The sequence below is a fragment of the uncultured Marivita sp. genome, assembly GCF_947488135.1.
Lineage (GTDB): Bacteria > Pseudomonadota > Alphaproteobacteria > Rhodobacterales > Rhodobacteraceae > Marivita.
In genome coordinates, this window is record NZ_CANKYW010000001.1 from 357,928 (window position 1) to 380,239 (window position 22,312).

The following is a 22,312-nucleotide window of genomic DNA, read 5'->3' on the forward strand; positions in this document are numbered from 1 at the left end:
GGCACGACCCCGATAGGAACACATATCTCATGTCATTGCGCATCGCCTTTGCCGCCAGTCCCGCGCCGATCGCCCAATCCGCGAGGGCCGGGCTGACACGTCGCTACGGCGATCACGCCGAGGACGGCGCCGATGTGATCGTTGCGCTGGGCGGGGACGGGTTCATGCTTTCCACCCTGCACCGCACGCAGGATCTGGCCGCACCGGTCTACGGGATGAACCGGGGCACGGTCGGCTTCCTGATGAACGAATACTCCGAACATGACCTTGAGGCACGGCTCGAGCAGGCGCAGGAAGAGGTCATCAACCCCCTGTCGATGACAGCCACACGGCAGGACGGCAGCACCCAGCGGGCGCTTGCGATCAACGAGGTGTCTCTGTTGCGGGCGGGGCCGCAGGCCGCACGGCTGCGGATCAGCGTCGATGGCAAGGTGCGCATGTCCGAACTGGTTTGCGATGGCGCGCTTGTCGCCACGCCTGCGGGCTCGACCGCCTATAACTATTCGGCGCATGGCCCGATCCTGCCCATCGGGTCGGACGTTCTGGCACTCACCGCGATGGCCGCCTTCCGACCCCGGCGCTGGCGCGGCGCGCTGCTGCCCAAGACCGCAGAGGTCACGTTCGAGGTGCTCGATCCCGACAAGCGCCCGGTCATGGCCGAAGCCGACGCCCGCGCGGTGCGGGATGTGATGCGGGTCGATATCCGGTCGGAGCCATCGATCGCGCACCGGGTGTTGTTCGATCCCGGCCACGGGCTTGAGGAACGGCTGATCCGGGAGCAGTTCGTCTAGGGCCTCGTGTCGCCGTGAAACCGCCCATTTTGTGCCATCTCGCTCCCCTAGGTTGTGCGCGATATGCCAGCCAGGGGATCGGTCTTCATGCGAATCTTTCAGCGTCTTCTCGTCGTGGGGGCTATCCTTGCTGCCGGTTTGGCCCATGCGCAGGAACGCGACCGGCTGGATCACCGCGGCGAATTGCTGGGCTGGGAAGGGGTCGGGCGGCTCGACACCGGCACGGGCACCTGTACCGGCACGCTGATTTCCAAGGATTTGGTGCTGACGGCGGCGCATTGCGTTGTCGACGCCCGCAAGGAAAACGTCCTGCCCGCCGACAAGATGCGGTTTCACGCCGGGTTGGCGCATGATTTCACCGCCGCAAGCCGCAGGATCAACAAGATCGTTCTCGCGGACGGCTATATCGGCGCGCAAGACGTGTCCCTGACCGAACAGGTCCGCACCGATCTTGCGTTGCTGCGTCTGGACGTTCCGATTTTCAGCACCGAGGCCGAGCCGTTCAAGCTCTATTCCCGGCGGGCAGAGCCGGGGCCGGTGGTTCTCGTGTCCTACGGGCAAGGGCGCAACACGTCGCTGCAACGGGAATCCGGCTGCCGCCACAAGGAGACCTTTCTCGGGGGCGTCATGACCTTTGATTGCGACGTCACTTTCGGGTCGTCCGGCGCGCCGGTGTTCGTTCGAGATCAAGGCCTATTGCGCATCATGTCGGTGATTTCGATGATGTCCGAGGCACCGGGACAGGACAAGGTGGCCATCGGCATGTCGCTGCCTTCGGTGGTCGAAGCGATGAAACGCGAGATGCGCAACGATGCGGCCCGCGCGCCGGTCAGCGCCGGGGCGCGGCGTGTCACAATCGGCGAACGGGCCGGCGGAGCGCGGTTCGTGAAGGTGGACTGAGCATACGCGCTTATGACGGCAAAGGCAGCGCGGTGTCGTCCTTGACCTGATCCATCACGATCTGGCTGTGCACTCGTCCAATGGAATCGTGGGGCAGCAGCACGTCCTGCACCAACCGGTTCAGGGCGCGCAGGTCCGTGCAATACACCCGGAAAATGTAATCGGCCTCGCCGGTCAGGGTCCAGGCGGCGACGATTTCCGGCGTGGTCGCCACAAGGCGTTTGATCGACTGGTGGGTGCCGCTGCTTTGCGACCGGGTCTCGATCTGGATGAAGGCCTGCACGGTCAGCCCCAGCTTTTCGGGGTTGAGGCGGGACGGTGTGCCGATGATGTATCCCTCGGCCTCGAGCCGTTGGCGGCGGCGACCGATCTGGGAGGCGGACATACCCAGATGGTCGGCCAGCTCCTGCGCCGGGGTTTGCGCGTCTTTCTGGAGTCGCGCGAGAAGCTGGATGTCTTTGGCGTCAAGCGAAATCATGCGGGAAATTTGCATCATTCTATCTCAGTGCGCAAGAGGCGTGCATGCGATGCAGAGATTTGGTATGACTTCGAGCGCCCATTGCACCGAAACCGTCGTATCTTTTGTGGAAACAAAGGAGGATGCCATGGGCCCGTTTCCACACGACGCACCGAAAGCCACCATTTCCGAAAAGAACCCTGCCGGAACTGACGGGTTCGAATTCGTCGAATTCGCGCACCCGGACCCGGATGCGCTGCGCGATCTGTTTGCCAAGATGGGCTACACCCACACCGCCACGCACAAGACGAAGAAGATCGAGCTGTGGCAGCAGGGCAATATCACCTACGTTCTGAACAACGAACCGGGCAGCCATGCCATGCGCTTTGTCGAGGAGCATGGTCCCTGCGCGCCGTCTATGGGGTGGCGGGTTGTCGATGCCAAACATGCCTATGACCGGGCGGTGAGCCTCGGGGCCACGCCCTATGACGGCGACGGCAAGGCGATGGACGTTCCGGCGATTGTCGGGATCGGGGGATCGCTGATCTATTTCATCGACCAATATTACGGACAGAACCCCTATAACGCGGAATTCGACTGGGTGGGCAAAGCCAATCCCGAAGGCGTCGGGTTCCACTACCTCGACCACCTCACGCACAACGTGCATCGCGGGAACATGGATGTCTGGTTCGATTTCTATGGCCGCATCTTCGGCTTCAAGGAAATCCGGTTTTTTGACATCGAGGGCAAGTTCACCGGGCTTCTGAGCCGCGCGCTCACCTCGCCCTGCGGGCGCATCCGCATTCCGATCAACGAGGATCGGGGCGAGACCGGGCAAATCGTCGAATACCTCAAGCGGTACAAGGGCGAGGGTATCCAGCACATCGCTGTGGGGGCGCGTGATATCTATGATGCGGTGGACGAGATCGCGTCACGCGGGCTCAAGTTCATGCCCGCGCCGCCTGAAACCTATTACGAGCTGAGTAAGGATCGCGTGGTCGGTCATGAAGAGCCGATCGATCGGATGAAGAAACATGGCATCCTGATCGATGGCGAAGGTGTCGTCGGTGGCGGTGAGACGCGCATCCTGCTTCAGATCTTCTCGAAAACTGTCATCGGGCCGATCTTCTTCGAATTCATCCAGCGCAAGGGCGATGACGGGTTCGGCGAGGGCAATTTCAAGGCGCTCTTCGAAAGCATCGAAGCCGACCAGATCGAACGCGGTGTGCTGAAGGCCAGCTAGGACACCGCGTCCTGCACCCGAGCCGTTCCCGGTCGCTTACCGGATCGGGAACGGCTCGGGTGCGCCGTAGGCGTTGGCGTCGGGGTCGCTGGGTTGCACGTAGAAATACAAAAGCACGAAGAACCCGACCACCGGGATGAGCGCGATCAAGAGCCACCACCCGGATTTGCCGATATCGTGCAATCGGCGCGCTCCGACGGCAATGTTGGGCAGCAAAAGCGCCAGCGACAGAAGTGCCGAGATGGGTTGGCCATCCTCCGGGCCACTTCCGAACAGGATCGCGTCGACAGCCCCTGCGATCAGTATGGTGATGAAGACCGCAAGCACCCACCACCAGAATTCTGGACGGGACGCACGGCCTGAAAAGGTCGCGTATTTCGACAGAACGATGTTTACGGCTGTCTTGATCTTTTCCATGTGAATAACTCCCTGAAAATGGTGTCAGTCACATGGTGGCCGATGGATTTCGCCTGTCAACGGGGATCAGGCACCCTAGCTCGGATCACGCCAGCGGTTAACGATGGGATAGCGCCGATCCAGCCAGAAGGCGCGTTTCGACAGGCGCGGGCCGGGGGCGGATTGGAAGCGTTTGTATTCGCTGATGTAAAGAAGGTTCTCCACCCGTTTGGCATCCTCGCGGTCATATCCCGCCGCCACGCAATCGGCGATGGAGCCGTCTTCGTCCACGAGGATGTTCAGGATGCCGTCCAACACCGGGTAATCGGGCAGCGAGTCGCTGTCCTTCTGATCCGCGCGGAGTTCGGCCGACGGCGGTTTGGTGATGATCCGGTCGGGGATCACGTCGCCTTCGGGCCCCTTCATCCAGTCACGATGGTTCGCGTTGCGCCAGCGGCAGGCCTCGAACACGCGGGTCTTGTACATATCCTTGATCGGGTTGTAGCCGCCCGCCATGTCTCCGTAGATCGTGGCATAGCCGACCGCGACCTCGGACTTGTTGCCGGTGGTCAGGAGCATCTCGCCGAATTTGTTGCTGAGCGCCATGAGCAGCAGGCCGCGAATGCGGGACTGGATGTTTTCTTCGGTCAGCCCTGCCTCGGTGCCTTCGAACAGCGGGGCGAGGGTTTCGGTCACGGCGTCGCGGGTTTTACCGATTGGTAAAAAATCGTACCGGCAGCCGAGGTTTTCGGCCACGGCCTTGGCATCTTCCAAAGAGGCTTCGGAGGTGTATTCCGAGGGCAGCATCACGCAGCGCACGTTTTCGGCGCCCAGAGCGTCCACGGCGATGGTCGCCACGATGGCGCTGTCGATCCCGCCGGACAGGCCCAACAGCACCTTCTTGAAGCCGGTCTTGGCCATGTAATCGTGCAGACCCATGACCATGACGCGGTAGTCCTGCTCCATCGCGTCGGGATGCAGGACAAAATCGCCCTTCGCCGCACGCCAGCCGGTTTCGTTGCGGTGCATATCGACATGGCTGATCATCTCGTCGAACACGGGTAGTTGCACCACCATTTCGCTGGGCGGGGTCAACACGAACGATCCGCCGTCGAAGACCTGGTCATCCTGACCGCCCACCATGTTCAGGTAGATCACGGGCAGGCGCGACTCGACCAAACGCGAGATCATGTGATTCAGGCGTGTTTCGTACTTGTCGCGGAAATAGGGGGACCCGTTGGGCACAAGGATGAACTCGGCGCCGCTTTCCTCCAGCGCCTCGACCACGTCGGGATACCATGCGTCTTCACAGATCGGCATCCCGATGCGCACACCGTTCACCGACACCGGACCCTGCATCATGTCGCGCGAGAACAGGCGGACTTCGTCGAAGACGTTGAAATTGGGCAGGAAATACTTGTGCACCACCGCCGCGATCTTGCCGCCCTGCAACGTGAAATAGCTGTTGTGCAGCTTGAGGTCCTCGCCCACGCAGGGCCCTCCGATGCACAGCGCAGGACCGTCGGCACAATCCTTGGCGAGCTGGGTGATCGCCTCATTGGCGGCGGCCACGAAGGCGGGCTTCACGATCAGATCCTGCGCCTGGTAGCCGGTGATGAACATCTCGGGCAGGGCCACGAGATCGGCCCCGGCGGCTTTGCCTTCCTCCCAGGCGGCGCGGGCCTTGGCGGCGTTGCCTGCCAGATCGCCCACGGTGGGGTTCAACTGCGCCAGAGTGATGCGAAACCGGTCCGACATGGGGCGGTCCTTCCTTTCCCGAGATCGCCGGTGACATAGCAGAACACCGCGCGAGGGAAAGCACCTTGTCGGATAAGACATTGTCTGACCCGGCCCTCTCGCTTAGGTTTCGGGCACAGGGTCATGGCAACGGACATGAGTGGGATACCAGAAAAATGAGACCGGGCATCACAGGCATTCTGGGCGCAGCCGCCGCCCTGAGCATCGCGTTTGCAGCACAGGCGCAGGACGGCGAGGTTCAGACCAAGCAATATGACGATGGCGGGGTCTACGAAGGCACGTTCCAGAACGGCTTGCAGCACGGCACCGGCACTTATCGCCTGCCCAACGGGTACGAATACACCGGCGACTGGGTCGAGGGCGAGATTCGCGGCAATGGCGTCGCGCGCTTTCCCAACGGGTCGGTCTACGAGGGCCAGTTTGCCAAGGGCAAACCCGAAGGGATCGGCAAGATCGTGTTTGCCGATGGCTCGACCTACGAAGGGTCCTGGCTGGACGGCAAGATAACCGGGCAAGGTGTGGCGCTCTACGCCAACGGCGTGCGCTACGAGGGCAGTTTCCGCAACGCGCTGCACCATGGGCGCGGCACCATGACCAGCCCCGGAGGCTATGTCTACGAGGGCGATTGGGTCAACGGCGTCAAGGAAGGCAACGGGACGATCACCTATCCCGACGGGTCCATCTACGAGGGCCGTGTCGCCGATGGCGACCGCGAGGGGCAGGGCAAGCTGACCATGCCGGATGGGCTGATCTACGACGGGATGTGGAAGGATGGCCAGATCGACGGGGTCGGCACGCTGACGCAATCGAACGGCGATGTCTATGAAGGCGCGCTTGTGGCCGGTCGTCGGGACGGGCAGGGCAAGGTCACCTACGCCAATGGCGACATCTACGAGGGCGATTTCAAGGACGACCTTCGCCATGGGCAAGGCACCTTCATCGGCACCGACGGCTATCGCTACGAAGGCGCCTGGGTTGCGGGCCAGATCGAGGGAACCGGTAAGGTCACGTACCCGGACGGCTCGGTCTACGAGGGACAGTTCCGCGGCGATCTGGCCAATGGCGAGGGCAAGATCACCTATCCGGACGGCTCCACCTACGAAGGCGATTGGGTCGATGGAGTGATCGACGGGACAGGTCGCGCGGTCTATGCCAACGGGCTGGTCTACGAGGGTGAGTTCAAGAACGCTCGCAATCACGGGGTGGGGGTCATGACCTATCCCGATGGCTACAAGTACGAGGGCGAATGGCAGGACGGCCAGCGCCACGGTCAGGGCACCGCCACCTATACCGATGGCACGGTCTATGTCGGCCAGTTCGAAAACGGACAGCGCCACGGTCAGGGCGAAATCACGATGGCCGACGGTTTCACATATGTTGGCGCGTGGCAAAACGGCGAAATCAGCGGCCAGGGTGTCGCGACCTATGCCAATGGCGATGTATACGAGGGCATGTTCCTTGACGGCAAGCGGCAAGGCACCGGGACGATGCGCTATGCTTCGGGGGAAGAAGCGACTGGCGAATGGGTCAACGGGGCACTGACGGACGGGTAGGGTTGGAGTTTGCAAACGTCCTGCACAAGTTTGCAAAGTCCTTGGGCGCTATTCCCACCAGCGGTCGATCTCGGCGATCTCGTCATCGGTCCAGCCGAAATGATGCGCGATTTCATGCACGACGATATGCGTTACGAGATCCTGTAACGTGACCGATCTCCGGTCGCGCCATTCCGCGAGGATCGGTTCGGCATAAAGCCACACCTGATCCGGGAACGGGGACGGATCGCCTGCCGATTTCTCGGTCAGGGGGATGCCGTCGTAAAGCCCGGTCAGTTCCAGCGGGTCGTCAATATCGAGTTCCGCCAGAATGTCTTTAGGTGGCCAGTCAGTGACCTGAAGCAGGACATCCCGACATAGATCCCGAAACGGCAAAGGCAGCCCGGTCAGGGCTGCCTCGGCATAGCGTGTGATGTCGTCGATATCGTCCTGCGCGGTCATGCGCGTATCAGCACCGCGCAGGGGGGCCGCGTCAAGTTGCGATCAGAGATAAAGCTGATAGCTGTGCGGCACGTAGTGGAAGCCTTCGCCACGGGTTTCGACATAGCCGACACCGGGGAACGGCATGTGGTAGCCGATGAAAGGAATACCGTCCGTGGCCAGCATGCCCAGCACGTTGCGACGCGACGCGGCGGCGGCGGCCTTGTCCATGTCGAAGCGTACTTCCCAATCGGGGCGCGCCAGCGACCAGACATAGTGGTTGGCGAGATCGGCGAAGATCAAAAGCTGCTGGTCGTCGCTGTCGAGCATGTAGGTCATGTGACCCGGCGTGTGCCCGAACGCGGCCATCGCGGTGATGCCCGAGGTCACGCTGTCGCCATCGCCGAGGAATGTCATCTTTTCCGCCAGTGGTGCGACGTTGTTGGCGAAGCCTTCGTTGTCGGTGCCGGACCAGTGGTCGAATTCGACCTGACCGGTGATGTAGGCGGCATTCGAGAAGGTCTCTGCGCCATCGGTCATCAAGCCACCGATATGATCGCCGTGCATGTGGGTCAGCACCACATGGGTGACGGCGTCCGGCGCATAGCCTGCCATCTCCACTGCCTGCGCGGTGGTCGCCCCGTTGAGGCCAGTGTCGAACAGGATCAGTTCGGACCCGGTGTTGACGAGGGTCGGAGTGAAGAAGAATTGCGTCTGGTCGACCGGGATGTGCGCCTCGTTCGACACTTCGGCAAAGGTCTCTGCATCGACATTCATGCCAAAGGTGCCTTGCGGTTCATCGGCGGTGCGGGTGCCGACGAGCAATGTCGTCACTTCGAAATTGCCGACTCCGATGCGGTTGGCGCGCGGCACTTCGGGTGCGGCCTGCATATGGCCTTCGGCGCGGGCTTTGGTGACGCCAAGCCCGCCCGCCATCGGCATGGCGGCGGCACCTGCCAAGAGTGCGCGGCGTGAAATGGAAAAGTCTGTCATTTGGATACTCCCCTCGTTGATGCTTTTGTTGTAGCAGCAGTTTACGCTGCGGCATGTCCTTTCACGGCTTCGTGACTGTGCGCAGGTGCAGGGGATTGGTGCGCGGCTTTCTGGACAAAGCCATCCCGGTATGGGAAAGCGCGACCCAACAGGAGATGCATTCCATGACCACCACCCGCTTCGCGCCGTCGCCCACCGGTTACATCCATGTCGGCAACCTGCGCACCGCCTTGTTCAACTACCTGATCGCCCGCAAATCCGGCGGCACGTTCATCCTGCGGATCGACGACACCGATCCCGAGCGGTCGAAGGAAGAATATGTCGATGCGCTCAAGCAGGATCTGGAATGGCTCGGCCTGACCTGGGACCGGGTCGAGCGGCAGTCGGAACGGCTGGACCGCTATCACGCGGCTGCCGACACGCTGCGCGAGATGGGGCGGTTTTACGAGGCGTTCGAGACGCCGACCGAGCTTGACCTGAAGCGCAAGAAGCAGCTCAACATGGGCAAGCCACCGGTCTATGACCGCGCCGCGCTGGCGTTGTCGGATGAGGAAAAGGCAAAGCTGCGGGCGGAACGTGGCGACGGTGTCTGGCGCTTCAAGCTGGATCAGGAGCGGATCGAGTGGACCGATGGGATTTTGGGCGATATCTCGATTGACGCGGCCAGCGTCAGCGACCCGGTGCTGATCCGTGCGGACGGGCAGATCCTCTACACGCTGGCATCGGTGGTGGACGACACCGAGATGGGCGTGACCCATGTGGTGCGCGGGTCTGACCATGTGACCAACACCGCGACGCAGATTCAGATCATCCGCGCGCTGGGCGGCACGGTGCCGTCCTTTGCACACCATTCGTTGCTGACCGGGCCGCAGGGTGAGTCGCTGTCCAAGCGGCTGGGCACGCTGGCGCTGCGCGATCTGCGCGAGCAGGGGGTGGAGCCAGAAGCGCTGCTCAGCCTGATGGCGCGGCTCGGGTCGTCGCAGCCGGTGGAGCTGCGCATGTCGCTGGACGAGATCGCAGAGGGGTTCGACCTGAGCCAGTTCGGATCGGCGCCGACCAAGTTCGACTTCGAGGACCTGTTCCCGCTGACCGCGCGCAAGCTGCACGCGATGGATTACGTCGCGATGAAAGGCGACCTGACCGCGCTGGGCATCCCCGAAGACAAGGCCGAGGCGTTCTGGAACGTGGCGCGCGAAAACATCACGACGCGCCGGGATATTGCGGCTTGGTGGGACCTGTGCGCCAACGGCGCCGAGCCAATGGTCGCGGAGGAAGACGAAGAGTTCATCGCCGAAGCCATGACGCTGTTGCCCGAAGGCCCGCTTGGCCCGGATGCCTGGAGCACCTGGACCAACGCCGTGAAAGAGGCGACGGGGCGCAAGGGCAAGGGGTTGTTCATGCCGCTGCGCAAAGCGTTGACGGGACAGGAGCGGGGGCCGGAAATGGCCGATATGCTGCCGCTCTTGCAGACGATCCCGGCGCGGAAACTGGCGAAGGGCTAGGCTTCGGCCTTGCCTTTCAGGCGGTCTTCGGTTTCCGGGTCGTCGATGCGACGGTCGATGATCGTGAGCGCCCGGTCCTGCGTTGCGCGCGCCGCCTCTGCCAGTTCGTTCCAATCGCTGCGCGACAGACGGCTGGTTGCGTTCAACACCTGTGACATCACGTCGAACCGTCCGCCGCCATCTTCCATCAACGCTGCAAACCCATCCTGCAACAAATCTTGCGCCGACACCTTGCCCGCAATGATGTTGGTATAGCGGGGTTCAGTGTCTCGGTCGGGATCGGTCATGCGCAGGCCAAGATCCCAAAGTACCCGTTCGAGCCGGTGAATGACGTCAATGGCTGTGCCCGGATCATTGACCCCCGGCGACAGCGCGCGGGACGCGATCTCGGACAGGATCACGAGGCCGAAACGGGCATCCTGTTCGTGGCTGCGGTCCTCTCCGATGGTGAATTGATCGGCCAGCACGCCAAGGTCGATATCGCCCGAGACCCGTGCGAGGGGCATTCCCTCGAGAACCCAGCGTCCCGGCGGGGCCAACACCCACAGTGTCGCCCCGGCCTCTTCAAGAGTTTCATCAAGCGCCGCCATGCTGATGTGCTGAACGAACCCGGACCGGCGCGCATAGACAGTGGCCGCGTCATCCGGGGCTTTGGGCGCATCTTCGGCAGGGCGGGCTCCGAGGTTCGGCGCGTCGGCCATGCGGTGCAGCGGCGGCGTCGCGGCGGTTTCCACCTTCATCAGCGTGTGGTCCATGCTGCCCAGAAGGCTGAGATGGGCGATCCAGCGCAGGATGGCGATGATGATGAGCAGGATACAAACGAGCGTCATGCCGAACACCACGACGGACGCGCCTTCGCCATAGAGACCGGCGCGGAACATCACGATGGAAGACAGCGAGAACAGGAACGCGCCGACGAAGACCGACAGCACGTTCTGCGTGGTCATGTCCTGCATCAGGATGCGGTAGGCGCGCGGCGTGGCCTGACCGGCGGCGGCCCGGAAGGCCTGAACCATGATGCCCAGCGAAAAGGTCGTCACCGCGAGCATCGACGAGGCGAGAATGTTCAGGATCGGCAGGACCGCTTCTGGCGGCAACCGCTCTTGCAGATCCGCCGGGATTGAGCGGTCGAAAAACGGGGCGAGGGCCGCGATCACGAGGGCGACGATGCCGAAAATCGAGATACGGACACCCGGCTTGTGCCACAACCGTGTCAGCCAGAGCCAGATGCGTTCGCGCATCAGGCGAAGACCCGGGCGCGCATATCGAGGAGCATGTCATCGACGAAGCTGCGTTCGCAGGCGGTCAGTACCTGCGCGCGGGGGTAGACGGGGGCCTCCCGGTCGTTGCGCACCGGCGTGTCCCAGCCTTCGGTCGTCTGGATGAAGCGGGTGGCCCCGTCTTCGCCGAATTCGCGCAGATAGCCTTGCAGGACCGCGTCGACATAGCTGAGCAGGATCGGATGATCGGCGTCGGGGCGCACCGCGTTCTCGGGGGGGATCGCGTAGATCGAGATATCGCGCACATCGGTGGCGGCGTGGTGCACCGTGTCGGTCACGGCCAGCCGGGTATAAGAAAACTCGCGCGCATCGAGCGCGACCCAGTCGTCGTTCGGCACCGGCGCGATCACCCCTTCGATCACGGCACCCGGTTCGGCGATCACCGACAGAAACGCGGCGGGACGGTTCGGAGCCCGCCGCCAGATCCGCCGCCAACCGGTGATCCGGGACGGGTGGATCGGTGCGAATTCATGGGTGTTGCGGTTGACCAGCGATCCGTAGCCAAAGAAATGCGGATGTTTCACAGGGGGATCTTGTTCTTTGCGAGTTGATGTATATCAAAGACAGCTTTGCACAAAAGATTAGCGTTGACCAACCGATCTGAAAGGATGCCTGTCTTGCGTGTCACCAAACGAACCAACATTGCGATGCGTGTCCTCATGTTCTGCGCGGCGAATACCGGGCGGCTCGTGACCAAGTCCGAAATCGCAGAGCGCTGCAACGCGTCGGAAAATCACCTCGCTCAGGTCATCAACCAGCTGGGCCAGCTTGGGTTCCTTCATACCCAGCGCGGACGCAACGGTGGGTTGTCGCTCGGTCGTCCGGCGGATGAGATCAATATCGGCGACGTGTTCCGCGTGCTCGAGGCACCAGTGCCATTGGCCGAATGTTTCGCCGATGTGGACAACACCTGTCCGCTCAAGGATGCCTGTCGGTTGCGGACGGCCCTGACCGACGCGGTCGAGGCGTTCTACCGGTCGCTCGATCCGATCACGCTCGACGCGCTGGTCTGCACGAATGTCGATCTTCTGGACATTCTGAACCCCGACCGCGCCTGCACGGCGCGCGAGGCCGCGCTCGCGGTTTGACCCTTGAGGCCGATCTGAAAACGGTCTACGACTGCCGTATCCACGATGGGAGAACCGGTTTGACCGGTGCCGAAGGAGCAACCGCCCCCGGAAACTCTCAGGCAGACGGACCGTCGCGGACATAGACTCTGGAGAGATTTCGGGCCCGACCCGGAACGCCGAAGGGATAACGATCTCAGGCGAAAGGACAGAGGGGGCATAGGACGACCGCGCGACTGCGCGGTATGGAATATGCCGGTTGTCGTTTCACAAGCACCCGGTTGAACACGAAGGGATGCCGCGTGAGCGATCTGAAACGCACTCCGCTCTACGATCTGCATGTGTCGCTTGGCGCGAAGATGGTACCGTTTGCGGGCTACGAGATGCCCGTTCAATACAAGCTTGGCGTGATGAAAGAGCACCTCCATTGCCGGACTGCGGCGGGGCTGTTCGACGTGAGCCATATGGGTCAGGTGATCCTGCGCGCCGATGATCCTGAGGCGGCAAAGGTCGCGTTGGAGCGCTTGATTCCGCAGGATGTGCTGGGCCTTGGCGAAGGGCGGCAGCGCTACGGGTTTTTCACCAATGACGATGGCGGGATCGAGGACGACCTCATGTTCGCCAACCGGGGCGATCATCTGTTCGTTGTGGTCAACGCCGCCTGCAAGGAGGCCGACGTAGCGCGGATGCGCGCGGCGATGGAGCCGGGCGTCACGGTGAAGCTTCTGGAGAACCGTGCGCTTCTGGCCTTGCAGGGCCCGAAGGCGGAAGCGGTGCTGGCGGAGCATCACCCGTCGGTGGCCGAGATGCGCTTCATGGATGTAGCGACGGTGCCGCTTGCGGGCGCCGAATGCTGGGTCTCGCGGTCGGGATATACCGGCGAGGACGGATATGAGATATCCGTCCCTGTGGCTGCCGCCACAGAATTGGCGCAGGCCTTGCTGGCGCACGAAGAGGTGGAGGCCATTGGCCTTGGCGCGCGCGATTCGCTGCGGCTTGAGGCGGGGTTGTGCCTTTACGGTCATGACATCGACAGCACGACATCGCCGGTCGAGGGCGGCCTGACCTGGGCCATCCAGAAATCCCGGCGTCGCGGTGGTGCGCGGGAAGGTGGCTTCCCCGGCGCCGCGCGTATTCTTGAAGAACTGACCGACGGCGCGGCGCGGAGACGCGTTGGGTTGCAGCCCGAAGGCCGCGCGCCCATGCGCGAAGGCACGAAGCTTTTCGCGAGTGAGACCTCGGATACCCCTGTTGGCATCGTGACCTCGGGCGGCTTTGGCCCCAGCGTGAACGCGCCGGTGGCGATGGGCTATGTCGAGACCGCCTTGTCCGACACCGGAACTGCGCTTTTTGGCGAGGTCAGGGGCAAACGCCTGCCGGTTACAGTTGCATCACTGCCCTTCGTCGCGGCAGGGTTCAAACGATAATCACACCAAGAGGGAACTCATGAAATTCACCGAAGAACACGAATGGCTGCGCGTCGAGGGCGACGAGGTGGTCGTGGGGATCACGGCACATGCGGCCGAGCAGCTGGGGGACGTCGTTTTCATCGAACTGCCCGACGAAGGTACGACCGTCAGCAAGGATGACGAGATCGTGGTGATCGAGTCGGTCAAGGCCGCGTCGGATATCCTCGCGCCGCTGGACGGCGAAATCACCGAAGTGAACGAGGCGCTGGTCGAGGAGCCGAGCAAGGTCAACGAAGACCCCGAAGGCGAGGCGTGGTTTTTCAAGATGAAGATCGAGGACATGTCGGCGCTGGACGACATGATGGATGAAGCCGCCTACAAGAAATACATCGGTTGATTTTTGAGGGGCGGTTTGGTCCGCCCTTCGCATCGCCCCGGCTGGACGGCCCTTTGGCTGCCGTAGCGCGGGCATATTTGGAAAAAGAAGAAGCAGGGGACGGCGCGCCGTTCCGAGCCGCAAGGAGAGCGACATGGGTTACGATGCCATCGACTATCTGCCATATGATTTTGCCAATCGGCGACATATCGGTCCGTCCCCTGCCGAGATGGCCGAGATGCTGGCGACGGTCGGTGTCAGCAAGCTCGACGATCTGATTTCGCAGACCGTGCCGGAAAGCATCCGTCAGGCAACGCCGCTCGATTTCGGCAAGGCGCTGTCGGAGCGGGAGCTTCTTTACCACATGCGCGAGACCGCGTCGCAAAACGTTGTTCTGACCTCGCTCATCGGGATGGGGTATCACGACACGGTCACTCCGCCCGCGATCCAGCGCAATATCTTCGAGAACCCGGCCTGGTACACCGCGTACACGCCGTATCAGCCCGAGATCAGCCAGGGGCGTCTCGAGGCGCTGCTGAACTATCAGACAATGGTCAGCGATCTGACGGGGCTGGAGATCGCCAATGCGTCGCTTCTGGACGAGGCGACGGCCTGTGCCGAGGCGATGACGATGGCGCAGCGCGTGGCGAAATCGAAGGCGACCGCGTTCTTCGTCGATGAGAACTGCCATCCGCAGAACATCTCGGTCATGAAGACCCGCGCGGCCCCTCTGGGGATCGAGGTGATCGTGGGCGATGTCGCCGACATGGACCCGGACAAGGTGTTCGGTGCGATCTTCCAGTATCCCGGCACCTATGGGCACCTGCGGGATTTCACCGACGACATCGCGCGGCTGCACGGCGCGAAGGCGATTGCGATCATGTCTGCCGATCCAATGGCGCTGTGCCTGCTCAAGGAGCCTGGCGCGATGGGCGCGGATATCGCGGTGGGCTCGACACAGCGTTTTGGCATTCCGCTGGGCTATGGCGGCCCACACGCGGCTTATATGGCGACCAAGGACGACTATAAACGCGCGATGCCCGGGCGGATCGTCGGCATTTCCATCGACAGCCACGGCAACAAGGCGTACCGGTTGTCGCTGCAAACCCGCGAGCAGCATATCCGGCGCGAGAAAGCGACGTCGAACGTGTGTACGGCGCAGGCGCTTCTCGCGGTGATGGCGGGGTTCTATGCGGTGTTTCACGGGCCGAAGGGCCTGCGCGCCATCGCGCAGCGCATCCATCGCAAGACGGTGCGTCTGGCCAAGGGGCTGGAGGCGGCAGGGTTCAAGGTGGAGCCCAAGGTATTCTTCGACACGATCACCGTGGATGTGGGCCTCTTGCAGCGCGGCGTGTTGCAGGCGGCGGTGCGCGAAGGGCTGAATCTGCGGCCGGTGGGCAAGACGAAGATCGGCATTTCGCTCGACGAGAAATCGCGCCCTGCGACCATCGAAGCGGTCTGGCGCGCGTTTGGACTGGTCAAGGCGGACGACGATCTGACGCCGGAATACCGTTTGCCGGATGCGCTGCTGCGGACCTCGTCCTACCTACAACACGACGTGTTTCATATGAACCGGGCCGAGACCGAGATGATGCGCTACATGCGGCGTCTGGCGGATCGCGATCTGGCGCTGGATCGTGCGATGATCCCGCTTGGATCCTGCACGATGAAGCTCAATTCGGCGGCGGAAATGATGCCGGTGAGCTGGCGCGAATTTGCCGATATTCATCCCTATGTGCCCGACGATCAGGTGCGCGGCTATCACAACCTGATTGCCGACCTGAACGCCAAGCTCTGCACCATCACCGGGTACGACGCGATTTCCATGCAGCCCAATTCGGGCGCGCAGGGCGAATATGCGGGGCTTTTGTCGATTGCCGGGTATCACCGCGCCAACGGGCAGGGGCATCGCAACATCTGTCTGATCCCGGTCAACGCGCACGGCACCAACCCTGCATCGGCGCAGATGGTCGGCTGGAAGGTGGTTGCGGTGAAGTGTGACGACAACGGCTCCATCGACCTTGATGATTTTCGTGCCAAGGCCGAGCAGCATTCCGAGACCCTCGCCGGCACGATGATCACCTATCCGTCGACTCACGGTGTATTCGAAGGCACGGTGAAAGAGGTCTGCCAGATCACCCACGATCACGGTGGGCAGGTCTATATCGACGGGGCGAACATGAACGCGATGGTGGGTCTTTCGCGCCCGGGCGATCTGGGCGGCGACGTCAGCCACCTGAACCTGCACAAAACCTTCTGCATTCCGCATGGCGGCGGCGGGCCGGGCATGGGGCCGATCGGTGTGAAGGCGCACTTGATTCCGCATCTGCCGTCGCATCCGTTGGAAGGCGCCGGCGCGGTGTCCGCGGCCCCCTTCGGGTCGCCATCGCTCCTGCCGATCTCTTGGGCCTATTGCCTGATGATGGGCGGCGAGGGCCTGACCCAGGCGACGCGCGTGGCGATCCTGAACGCGAACTACATCGCGACGCGGCTCGAAGGCGCGTTCGACGTGCTCTATCGCGGCGAGAAAGGCCGGGTGGCGCATGAGTGCATTCTGGATGTGCGCCCGTTCGAGAAAAGCGCAGGCGTCACGGTCGAGGATATCGCGAAACGCCTGATGGATGCGGGCTTCCACGCACCCACGATGAGCTGGCCCGTGGCGGGCACGCTGATGGTGGAGCCGACGGAGTCCGAAACCAAGGCGGAACTTGACCGCTTCTGCGATGCGATGCTGGCGATCCGCGAGGAAATCCGCGCCATCGAGGCGGGCGAGATGGACCGCGAGGTCAACCCGCTCAAGCTGGCGCCGCATACGATGGAAGACCTCGTGAAGGATTGGGATCGGCCCTACACCCGCGAACAGGGTTGTTTCCCGCCCGGTGCGTTCCGTGTGGACAAGTATTGGCCGCCGGTAAACCGGGTCGACAATGCCTATGGCGACCGGCATCTCGTTTGCACCTGCCCGCCGATGGAGGATTACGCGGAAGCGGCGGAATAACCGGATGCGGGTCTGAGCGCGTCGCATTGTCTCAAAATCGGGAAGGTCTGTCAGGGGCGAGGAGTGAGGAATTCGCCCGCCCCTGTGCAACCAAAGACCGAGTGCTACGTTGCTCAGGTATGAAACAGATACTCCGCACTCTCAGACGATTGACGACAGGACTTGGCGGCAGAGTTCTTGCCGCCGAGCAAAAGGCAATTCCCGTGGTAACGGTTGCGCCATATCGGGGCAATCTCGCGCTCAACCGTGACCGGTCACAGCACCGGCGCTACACCTCGCATTTCGAGGACATGCAGAATTGAGCGCGCCCATCCTGATCATGGGCGCAACCTCGGGCATTGGACGGTGCGCGATGGACGAAGCGGTCCGGCGCGGCCTATCGGTACGTGCCTTCGCACGCAGCGCGGACACGCTTGAGGCGACCGATCTCGTCGAGCCCTGCAAGGGCGACGCGAAGAACGCAGAGGACGTTGCCCGTGCGCTTTCCGGCGCACGCGCGGTCATCTACGCTTTGGGCATCCAGGAACGCATCGCAATGCTGTGGGAAGAGGAAACGCTCTTTTCCGAGACCACCGGCGTTCTGCTGGACGAGATGGCCAAGGCCGATACCTCACGGTTGATTGTCGTCACCGGGTTCGGGGCAGGCCGCAGCAAATCCGCGATGAGCTGGGTCGAACGGACAGGCCATCGGGCCATCCTCGGCAAGCCCTATGCTGACAAGGATCGTCAGGAAGAGATGGTCACGGCGTCGCCTCTGGACTGGACGATTGCGCGTCCGGTGATCCTTACCAAGGGCGCGCGTTCCGAAAATTACAAGGTTCTGCGCGACCCAAAGCAATGGCGGAACGGGCTCATCTCGCGCGCCAGCGTCGCGCATTACCTGATCGATGCGGGCGAACAAAATCTGGATGTGCGCGCCGACGTGGTGTTGGCGCGCTGATCCGCTATTTCCGAAACCCAGACTAGGCGGCGGAATCGTCCTGGAGCAGGAACGACATCGCATCGCGCACCCGGCCCCATGTCGCGGCGTCGGGTGCGCACAGAAGGTATCCCTCTCGCATGTGCGCACGGTATTGCGTGCCGTCGAGACACGCGACATGACCACCGGCACGCTGCACGATCAAGGCGCCTGCGGCATGGTCCCACGGGCTCAGTGCTGAGGACAGGACAAAATCGACATGACCCAAGGCCACCATGCGGAACTCATGGGCGGCACAGCGGAGCATATAAAGCCGTTGGAACCGCGTCATGAGCCCTGTCATCGCAACGCGCTTGTCTTCCGGCAGATTGTAGAGCGAGACGAAGCCGCTCAAATCCTCGACCGGTCCACCTTTGGATACCGACACGCTCCGGGGCGGACGACGCGGCGCGATGACCTGCGCAGCGCTGCCCTCATCCGCGATCAGAACTTCGTCGGTCACCGGGTCGTAGATCAGCCCGAAGATCGGCACACCGAACCGCGTCATGGCAAGGATCACGCCAAAGGTCGCGAGCCCATGCGCGAAATTCCACGTGCCATCCACCGGGTCGATGGCAAAGCCCATCTCGGCATCCGCCAATTGGGCGATCTTTTCCTCGGTCATGCTTTCCTCGCCGACAATCAGCGCGTTCGGGAACATCGCCAAAAGGCCGCGCACGATCATCTTTTCCGCTTCCTTGTCGGCTGCCGTGACGACATCCATCGGACCTGATTTCTCGTCGATCTCGCTGCTGCCGAGCGTGCGAAAGCGCGGCAGGATCTCAGCGCGGGCGGCGCGTCGCACGAGGTTGATGATCTGGGTGCGTTGGGCCGGCGTCAGCGGGGCCGGGATCGTCATGGGCAGGCTATCGGACATCTGGCGACTCGTTTATTGCGGCGTGTGCCTCTGCCCATGCCAAGGGAACGGCGTCAGGGCAAGGCGGTATATCGCCGTTCATCTGCCCGCGCGGCCCAGCGCGGCGGTTACTCGCGTGCGCGCAGGACTTGAGCGGGGCGGGCGGCCAACGGTCGCCAGGCGAACATCAAGCCCGCGAGCAAGGTCGCCAGAACGCCGCCGATGACGATGCCGAGCGCCGAGGGCCAGACGACGGCAAAGCTGGAATCCATGATGAAGGTCATGACAGCCCAACTTCCCAGAATGCCAGCCCCAATCGCGACGACCCCGGCACCGGCCCCAAGAAGCGCGGAGCGCAGGGCAAAGCTTTGCAGGATGCGGGCGCGGCTGGCCCCGAGGGTTTTGAGCACGGCGGCCTCGTAAGTCCGGGCCCCTTCGCCCGCGGCGGCTGCGCCGATCAGGACAAGAAACCCGGTCAGCAAGGTCGCGGCGGCCCCCCAGCGCACGGCGGCGCCGATCCCTTCCAGCAACAGGCTCACCCGGTCGATGGCATCCCGCACGGAAATGGCGGTGATGTTCGGGAACGCGGTGGCAAGCTCACGCAGGATGCGAGCCTCGTCCTCTGGCGGGGCGTAGACGGTCGAGATGAACGTGTGCGGCGCGCCTTGCAGGGCGTTGGGCGTCAACGTCATGACGAACCCCATCCCGGCGGTGGAAAAGTCCACGTCGCGGAAGCTTGTGATCGTCGCGGTGATATCGCGGCCGAGCACGTTGACCGTCAGCTCGTCACCAAGGTTCAGACCGATCTCCTCGGCCTCTTCGATGGCAAAGCTGATCTCGGGCGGGCCATCGTGGTCCGGCGCCCACCATTCGCCTGCGACGATTTGAGTGTTGGTGCCCGGCTCGGAGGCATAGGTCAGGCCACGGTCCCCGGTGACGACCCAGTGATCGCCAGCGACCTCGCGGGCAGGCACGCCATTGATGCGGCTGAGCACGCCGCGCAGCATAGGCGCTGTGTCGATCCGCGCGACGGCGGGATCGTTTTCCAGGATCTCGCGGAATTGCGGCATCTGTTCGGGCTGGATGTCGACAAAGAAATAGGCCGGGGCGACTTCGGGCAGGTCACGGTCGATGGCAGTGCGCAGGTTGCCGTCGATCTGGCCCACGGCGGCCAGAACCGACAGGCCAAGGCCCAACGACAGCACCACGGGTGCCGCCGCATCGCGCGGACCCCCGATGGAGGCCAGCGCCCATCGCCAGACGGGGTGTCCGCGCGTCGCCTTGGTGGAACGTTTTGCCAGCCAGCGGATCGCGATGGATGCAAAGACCAGAACGATCAGCGCGCCGATCAGGCCTCCGGCGGTCCAGAGCGTCAGGAACGGGCTGCCCGAGAAGAACGACGCAACCCCCACCAGCCCCAAAAGCAACAGAACGGTCGCGATCACGTAGCGCCACGCCGGGAGCGCCTTTGCCCCGTCCAACGCATCGCGGAACAGCATCGCCGGGCGCACCTCTTCGGTGCGTGCAAGCGGCCAGAGCGTGAACACGAGCGCGGTCAGAATGCCGTAAAGCGCGGCCTCGGTCAGCGGGGCGGGATGGATGGTGAAGATCGCGGGCACCGGCAGCGAGGCACCGATGAGCGGGCCGAAAAGGATCGGCACAAGCGCGCCCAGCACAAGCCCCATCGCGATGCCCAGCAAGCTGAGTACGCCGATCTGGATGAAATAGGTCTGGAAGATCGTCGCACGGGTCGCCCCGAGCGTGCGCAGGGTGGCGATGACGGAGGTTTTGCGCGCGAGATAGGCACGCACGGCGGCTGACACGCCGATGCCACCGACGGCAAGGCCCGACAGACCGACGAGGATCAGGAACGCACCAAGCCGTTCGACGAAACGGGCCACGCCGGGCGCTCCGTTGCGCGCATCGCGCCAGCGCAGGCCGCTGTCTGGGAATTGCGCCTGCATCGCGTCTTCGAGCGCGTCGAGATTGGGATCGGGCGGCAACAGCAGCCGGTATTCGGTTTCGTAAAGCGTCCCGGGCTGGAGCAGACCGGCATCGCGCAGCGCATCGGTCGTGACGATGGTGCGTGGCCCGAGCGAGAAGCCCGCCGCACCGCTATCGGGTTCGGTGACGAGTATCGCGGACAGGATGAAGTCACTGGTTCCCAGCCGAAAGCTGTCGCCCGCAGACAAGCCAAGCCGGTCCGCCAGCAACGGCGCCATGACCGCGCCCGGCTGCGTGCCATCGCCTCCCAGCGCCTCGGCCAGCGGCATCGCGGGGTCGAGGACGACTTCGCCGGTAAGCGGATAAGCCTCATCGACAGATTTCACCTGTGTGAGCGCACGTTCGGACACGCCATCCGGGTCCTTTACGACCATCGACCGGAAATCCGTGATCTCGGATATCTCGGTCGAGATGTTTTCGAGCCAGGCGCGTTCCTCTGGTTCGGCAAAGCGGTAGGTGAATTCGACCGAGGCGTCGCCGCCCAACAGGACCGATCCCTGCTCGGACAGACCCGCCTGAATGGCCGAGCGCACCGAGCCAACGCCCGCAATCGCGGCGACACCAAGTGCGAGACAGGCGAGGAAGATGCGAAAGCCCTTGAGGCCACCGCGCAATTCCCGGCGGGCGAAACGGGCCGCAGTTGCTAGCGCCATTATTCCGCCGCCTTCAATGCCTGGTCAGAGATATGTCCGTCGGTCAAACGGATCACGCGGTCGCATTTCGCGGCCAATTCGCGGCTGTGCGTGACCAGCACAAGTGTCGCGCCGTGGCGGTCGCGCAGTCCGAAGAGCATGTCGATAATGGCCTGACCGTTCACGCCATCCAGATTGCCGGTGGGTTCATCCGCCAGCAGGATCTCGGGGCGGGTGACGGATGCACGGGCCAAGGCCACGCGCTGTTGCTCACCGCCCGACATCTGCGCCGGGTAGTGATCGGCGCGGTGTCCAAGGCCAACCGCCTCAAGCTCTGCCGCGGCGCGATCATAGGCGTCTTTCTCGCCGGCCAATTCCAGCGGTGTGGCCACGTTTTCCAGCGCGGTCATGGTCGGGATCAGGTGGAAGGATTGAAACACGACGCCCATGTGATCGCGGCGAAAGCGCGCCATCTGGTCCTCGTCCATTGCGGTCAGGTCCTGACCCAGCGCCAGAACGCTGCCCGAGGTGGCGTTTTCCAGCCCACCCATGACCATCAGAAGCGAGGATTTGCCCGACCCGGACGGGCCGATCAGGCCCAAGGTCTCGCCCTTGTGAACGGAAAGCGTGATCCCATGCAGGATCTCGACCATTCCGGCATTGCCCTTGAGGCTGAGCGTGACATCTTTGAGGTCGAGAACTGGCTGGGTCATGGGATA

The 22,312-nt window shown here is 63.0% G+C and carries 20 protein-coding genes and 2 riboswitches; of the genes, 10 read left to right on the forward strand and 10 right to left on the reverse strand.

All coding sequences use genetic code 11. From position 1 onward, the window contains the following. The first annotated feature begins 29 nt into the window (after positions 1 to 29). Together Q1B16_RS01770 and Q1B16_RS01775 are read left to right on the forward strand one after the other, a co-directional pair. Positions 30 to 791 (forward strand): NAD kinase, encoded by a 762-nt coding sequence (locus tag Q1B16_RS01770; RefSeq protein ID WP_299784324.1) that lies wholly within the window; start codon positions 30 to 32, stop codon positions 789 to 791. An 87-nt stretch (positions 792 to 878) separates the two neighbouring features. Continuing rightward, positions 879 to 1,691 carry a serine protease gene (locus tag Q1B16_RS01775; RefSeq protein ID WP_299784326.1) on the forward strand — a complete coding sequence of 271 codons (813 nt, stop codon included), beginning with the start codon at positions 879 to 881 and terminating at the stop codon, positions 1,689 to 1,691. Positions 1,692 to 1,701: 10 nt separating this feature from the next. Here the strand turns inward: Q1B16_RS01775 and Q1B16_RS01780 are convergent, their stop codons facing one another. Next, positions 1,702 to 2,184 (reverse strand): Lrp/AsnC family transcriptional regulator, encoded by a 483-nt coding sequence (locus Q1B16_RS01780; RefSeq protein ID WP_299785960.1) that lies wholly within the window; start codon positions 2,182 to 2,184, stop codon positions 1,702 to 1,704. A 112-nt stretch (positions 2,185 to 2,296) separates the two neighbouring features. Here Q1B16_RS01780 and hppD point away from each other — a divergent pair, with 112 nt between their 5' ends. Beyond that, entirely contained in the window at positions 2,297 to 3,391 is a 1,095-nt protein-coding gene (gene hppD / locus Q1B16_RS01785) for a 4-hydroxyphenylpyruvate dioxygenase (RefSeq protein WP_299784328.1), read from the forward strand. A gap of 36 nt (positions 3,392 to 3,427) precedes the next feature. Here the strand turns inward: hppD and Q1B16_RS01790 are convergent, their stop codons facing one another. Beyond that, positions 3,428 to 3,808 (reverse strand): DUF805 domain-containing protein, encoded by a 381-nt coding sequence (locus Q1B16_RS01790; protein ID WP_299784330.1) that lies wholly within the window; start codon positions 3,806 to 3,808, stop codon positions 3,428 to 3,430. Between the two features lie 75 nt (positions 3,809 to 3,883). Next, the gene (locus Q1B16_RS01795) at positions 3,884 to 5,545 is read right to left on the reverse strand and encodes an NAD+ synthase (RefSeq protein ID WP_299784332.1); all 1,662 of its coding nucleotides are present in this window, start codon (positions 5,543 to 5,545) and stop codon (positions 3,884 to 3,886) included. Between the two features lie 155 nt (positions 5,546 to 5,700). Here Q1B16_RS01795 and Q1B16_RS01800 point away from each other — a divergent pair, with 155 nt between their 5' ends. Continuing rightward, positions 5,701 to 7,098, forward strand: a complete 1,398-nt coding sequence (locus Q1B16_RS01800; RefSeq protein ID WP_299784334.1) for a 2-isopropylmalate synthase — start codon at positions 5,701 to 5,703, stop codon at positions 7,096 to 7,098. Between the two features lie 48 nt (positions 7,099 to 7,146). On the opposite strand, the gene Q1B16_RS01805 is transcribed toward Q1B16_RS01800, so the two are convergent. Both Q1B16_RS01805 and Q1B16_RS01810 read right to left on the reverse strand, forming a co-directional pair. Beyond that, on the reverse strand, positions 7,147 to 7,539 hold the full coding sequence (locus tag Q1B16_RS01805; RefSeq protein ID WP_299784336.1) for a metallopeptidase family protein: 393 nt from the start codon (positions 7,537 to 7,539) through the stop codon (positions 7,147 to 7,149). Positions 7,540 to 7,581: 42 nt separating this feature from the next. Further along, positions 7,582 to 8,511: an MBL fold metallo-hydrolase gene (locus tag Q1B16_RS01810; protein ID WP_299784338.1), complete on the reverse strand. Its 930-nt coding sequence runs from the start codon at positions 8,509 to 8,511 to the stop codon at positions 7,582 to 7,584. Between the two features lie 164 nt (positions 8,512 to 8,675). On the opposite strand from Q1B16_RS01810, the gene gltX reads away from it, so the two are divergent. Next, positions 8,676 to 10,013, forward strand: coding sequence for a glutamate--tRNA ligase (gene gltX / locus Q1B16_RS01815; protein WP_299784340.1), 1,338 nt, complete (start codon positions 8,676 to 8,678; stop codon positions 10,011 to 10,013). On the opposite strand, the gene Q1B16_RS01820 is transcribed toward gltX, so the two are convergent. Continuing rightward, positions 10,010 to 11,254: a DUF2254 domain-containing protein gene (locus Q1B16_RS01820; protein WP_299784342.1), complete on the reverse strand. Its 1,245-nt coding sequence runs from the start codon at positions 11,252 to 11,254 to the stop codon at positions 10,010 to 10,012. The genes gltX and Q1B16_RS01820 overlap by 4 nt on opposite strands. Beyond that, complete coding sequence (locus Q1B16_RS01825) at positions 11,254 to 11,817, reverse strand: gamma-glutamylcyclotransferase family protein (protein ID WP_299784344.1); 564 nt, start codon at positions 11,815 to 11,817, stop codon at positions 11,254 to 11,256. The genes Q1B16_RS01820 and Q1B16_RS01825 overlap by 1 nt, the downstream gene beginning before the upstream one ends. A 93-nt stretch (positions 11,818 to 11,910) precedes the next feature. On the opposite strand from Q1B16_RS01825, the gene Q1B16_RS01830 reads away from it, so the two are divergent. The 5 genes from Q1B16_RS01830 to Q1B16_RS01850 all read left to right on the forward strand — a co-directional run bounded on the left by Q1B16_RS01830 (position 11,911) and on the right by Q1B16_RS01850 (position 18,083). After that, entirely contained in the window at positions 11,911 to 12,381 is a 471-nt protein-coding gene (locus Q1B16_RS01830; RefSeq protein ID WP_299784346.1) for an Rrf2 family transcriptional regulator, read from the forward strand. Positions 12,382 to 12,417: 36 nt separating this feature from the next. Beyond that, positions 12,418 to 12,504, forward strand: a riboswitch (glycine riboswitch). 3 nt (positions 12,505 to 12,507) lie between these two features. Further along, positions 12,508 to 12,574: riboswitch (glycine riboswitch) on the forward strand. An 88-nt stretch (positions 12,575 to 12,662) separates the two neighbouring features. After that, positions 12,663 to 13,787: a glycine cleavage system aminomethyltransferase GcvT gene (gene gcvT, locus Q1B16_RS01835; protein WP_299784348.1), complete on the forward strand. Its 1,125-nt coding sequence runs from the start codon at positions 12,663 to 12,665 to the stop codon at positions 13,785 to 13,787. A 19-nt stretch (positions 13,788 to 13,806) separates the two neighbouring features. Continuing rightward, positions 13,807 to 14,166, forward strand: a complete 360-nt coding sequence (gene gcvH / locus Q1B16_RS01840) for a glycine cleavage system protein GcvH (RefSeq protein ID WP_299784350.1) — start codon at positions 13,807 to 13,809, stop codon at positions 14,164 to 14,166. A gap of 133 nt (positions 14,167 to 14,299) precedes the next feature. Then, positions 14,300 to 17,143, forward strand: coding sequence for an aminomethyl-transferring glycine dehydrogenase (gcvP, locus tag Q1B16_RS01845; protein ID WP_299784351.1), 2,844 nt, complete (start codon positions 14,300 to 14,302; stop codon positions 17,141 to 17,143). A 298-nt stretch (positions 17,144 to 17,441) separates the two neighbouring features. Beyond that, the gene (locus Q1B16_RS01850; RefSeq protein ID WP_299784353.1) at positions 17,442 to 18,083 is read left to right on the forward strand and encodes an NAD(P)-binding oxidoreductase; all 642 of its coding nucleotides are present in this window, start codon (positions 17,442 to 17,444) and stop codon (positions 18,081 to 18,083) included. 22 nt (positions 18,084 to 18,105) lie between these two features. Here Q1B16_RS01850 and Q1B16_RS01855 read toward each other — a convergent pair whose 3' ends face one another. From Q1B16_RS01855 to Q1B16_RS01865, 3 genes are all read right to left on the reverse strand, one after another. After that, on the reverse strand, positions 18,106 to 18,978 hold the full coding sequence (locus Q1B16_RS01855) for an inositol monophosphatase (RefSeq protein ID WP_299784355.1): 873 nt from the start codon (positions 18,976 to 18,978) through the stop codon (positions 18,106 to 18,108). Positions 18,979 to 19,085: 107 nt separating this feature from the next. Continuing rightward, positions 19,086 to 21,614: an FtsX-like permease family protein gene (locus Q1B16_RS01860; RefSeq protein ID WP_299784357.1), complete on the reverse strand. Its 2,529-nt coding sequence runs from the start codon at positions 21,612 to 21,614 to the stop codon at positions 19,086 to 19,088. Beyond that, positions 21,614 to 22,306, reverse strand: coding sequence for an ABC transporter ATP-binding protein (locus Q1B16_RS01865; RefSeq protein WP_299784359.1), 693 nt, complete (start codon positions 22,304 to 22,306; stop codon positions 21,614 to 21,616). Before Q1B16_RS01865 ends, Q1B16_RS01860 begins: the two co-directional genes overlap by 1 nt. Positions 22,307 to 22,312: the final 6 nt, after the last annotated feature.

Bases quoted from the DNA above. Each gene is read 5' to 3' on its own strand.
- Q1B16_RS01770 (WP_299784324.1), top strand. From the start codon at position 30: ATGTCATTGCGCATCGCCTTTGCCGCCAGTCCCGCGCCGATCGCCCAA.
- Q1B16_RS01775 (WP_299784326.1), top strand. From the start codon at position 879: ATGCGAATCTTTCAGCGTCTTCTCGTCGTGGGGGCTATCCTTGCTGCC.
- Q1B16_RS01780 (WP_299785960.1), bottom strand. From the start codon at position 2,184: ATGCAAATTTCCCGCATGATTTCGCTTGACGCCAAAGACATCCAGCTT.
- hppD (WP_299784328.1), top strand. From the start codon at position 2,297: ATGGGCCCGTTTCCACACGACGCACCGAAAGCCACCATTTCCGAAAAG.
- Q1B16_RS01790 (WP_299784330.1), bottom strand. From the start codon at position 3,808: ATGGAAAAGATCAAGACAGCCGTAAACATCGTTCTGTCGAAATACGCG.
- Q1B16_RS01795 (WP_299784332.1), bottom strand. From the start codon at position 5,545: ATGTCGGACCGGTTTCGCATCACTCTGGCGCAGTTGAACCCCACCGTG.
- Q1B16_RS01800 (WP_299784334.1), top strand. From the start codon at position 5,701: ATGAGACCGGGCATCACAGGCATTCTGGGCGCAGCCGCCGCCCTGAGC.
- Q1B16_RS01805 (WP_299784336.1), bottom strand. From the start codon at position 7,539: ATGACCGCGCAGGACGATATCGACGACATCACACGCTATGCCGAGGCA.
- Q1B16_RS01810 (WP_299784338.1), bottom strand. From the start codon at position 8,511: ATGACAGACTTTTCCATTTCACGCCGCGCACTCTTGGCAGGTGCCGCC.
- gltX (WP_299784340.1), top strand. From the start codon at position 8,676: ATGACCACCACCCGCTTCGCGCCGTCGCCCACCGGTTACATCCATGTC.
- Q1B16_RS01820 (WP_299784342.1), bottom strand. From the start codon at position 11,254: ATGCGCGAACGCATCTGGCTCTGGCTGACACGGTTGTGGCACAAGCCG.
- gcvH (WP_299784350.1), top strand. From the start codon at position 13,807: ATGAAATTCACCGAAGAACACGAATGGCTGCGCGTCGAGGGCGACGAG.
- gcvP (WP_299784351.1), top strand. From the start codon at position 14,300: ATGGGTTACGATGCCATCGACTATCTGCCATATGATTTTGCCAATCGG.
- Q1B16_RS01855 (WP_299784355.1), bottom strand. From the start codon at position 18,978: ATGTCCGATAGCCTGCCCATGACGATCCCGGCCCCGCTGACGCCGGCC.
- Q1B16_RS01860 (WP_299784357.1), bottom strand. From the start codon at position 21,614: ATGGCGCTAGCAACTGCGGCCCGTTTCGCCCGCCGGGAATTGCGCGGT.
- Q1B16_RS01865 (WP_299784359.1), bottom strand. From the start codon at position 22,306: ATGACCCAGCCAGTTCTCGACCTCAAAGATGTCACGCTCAGCCTCAAG.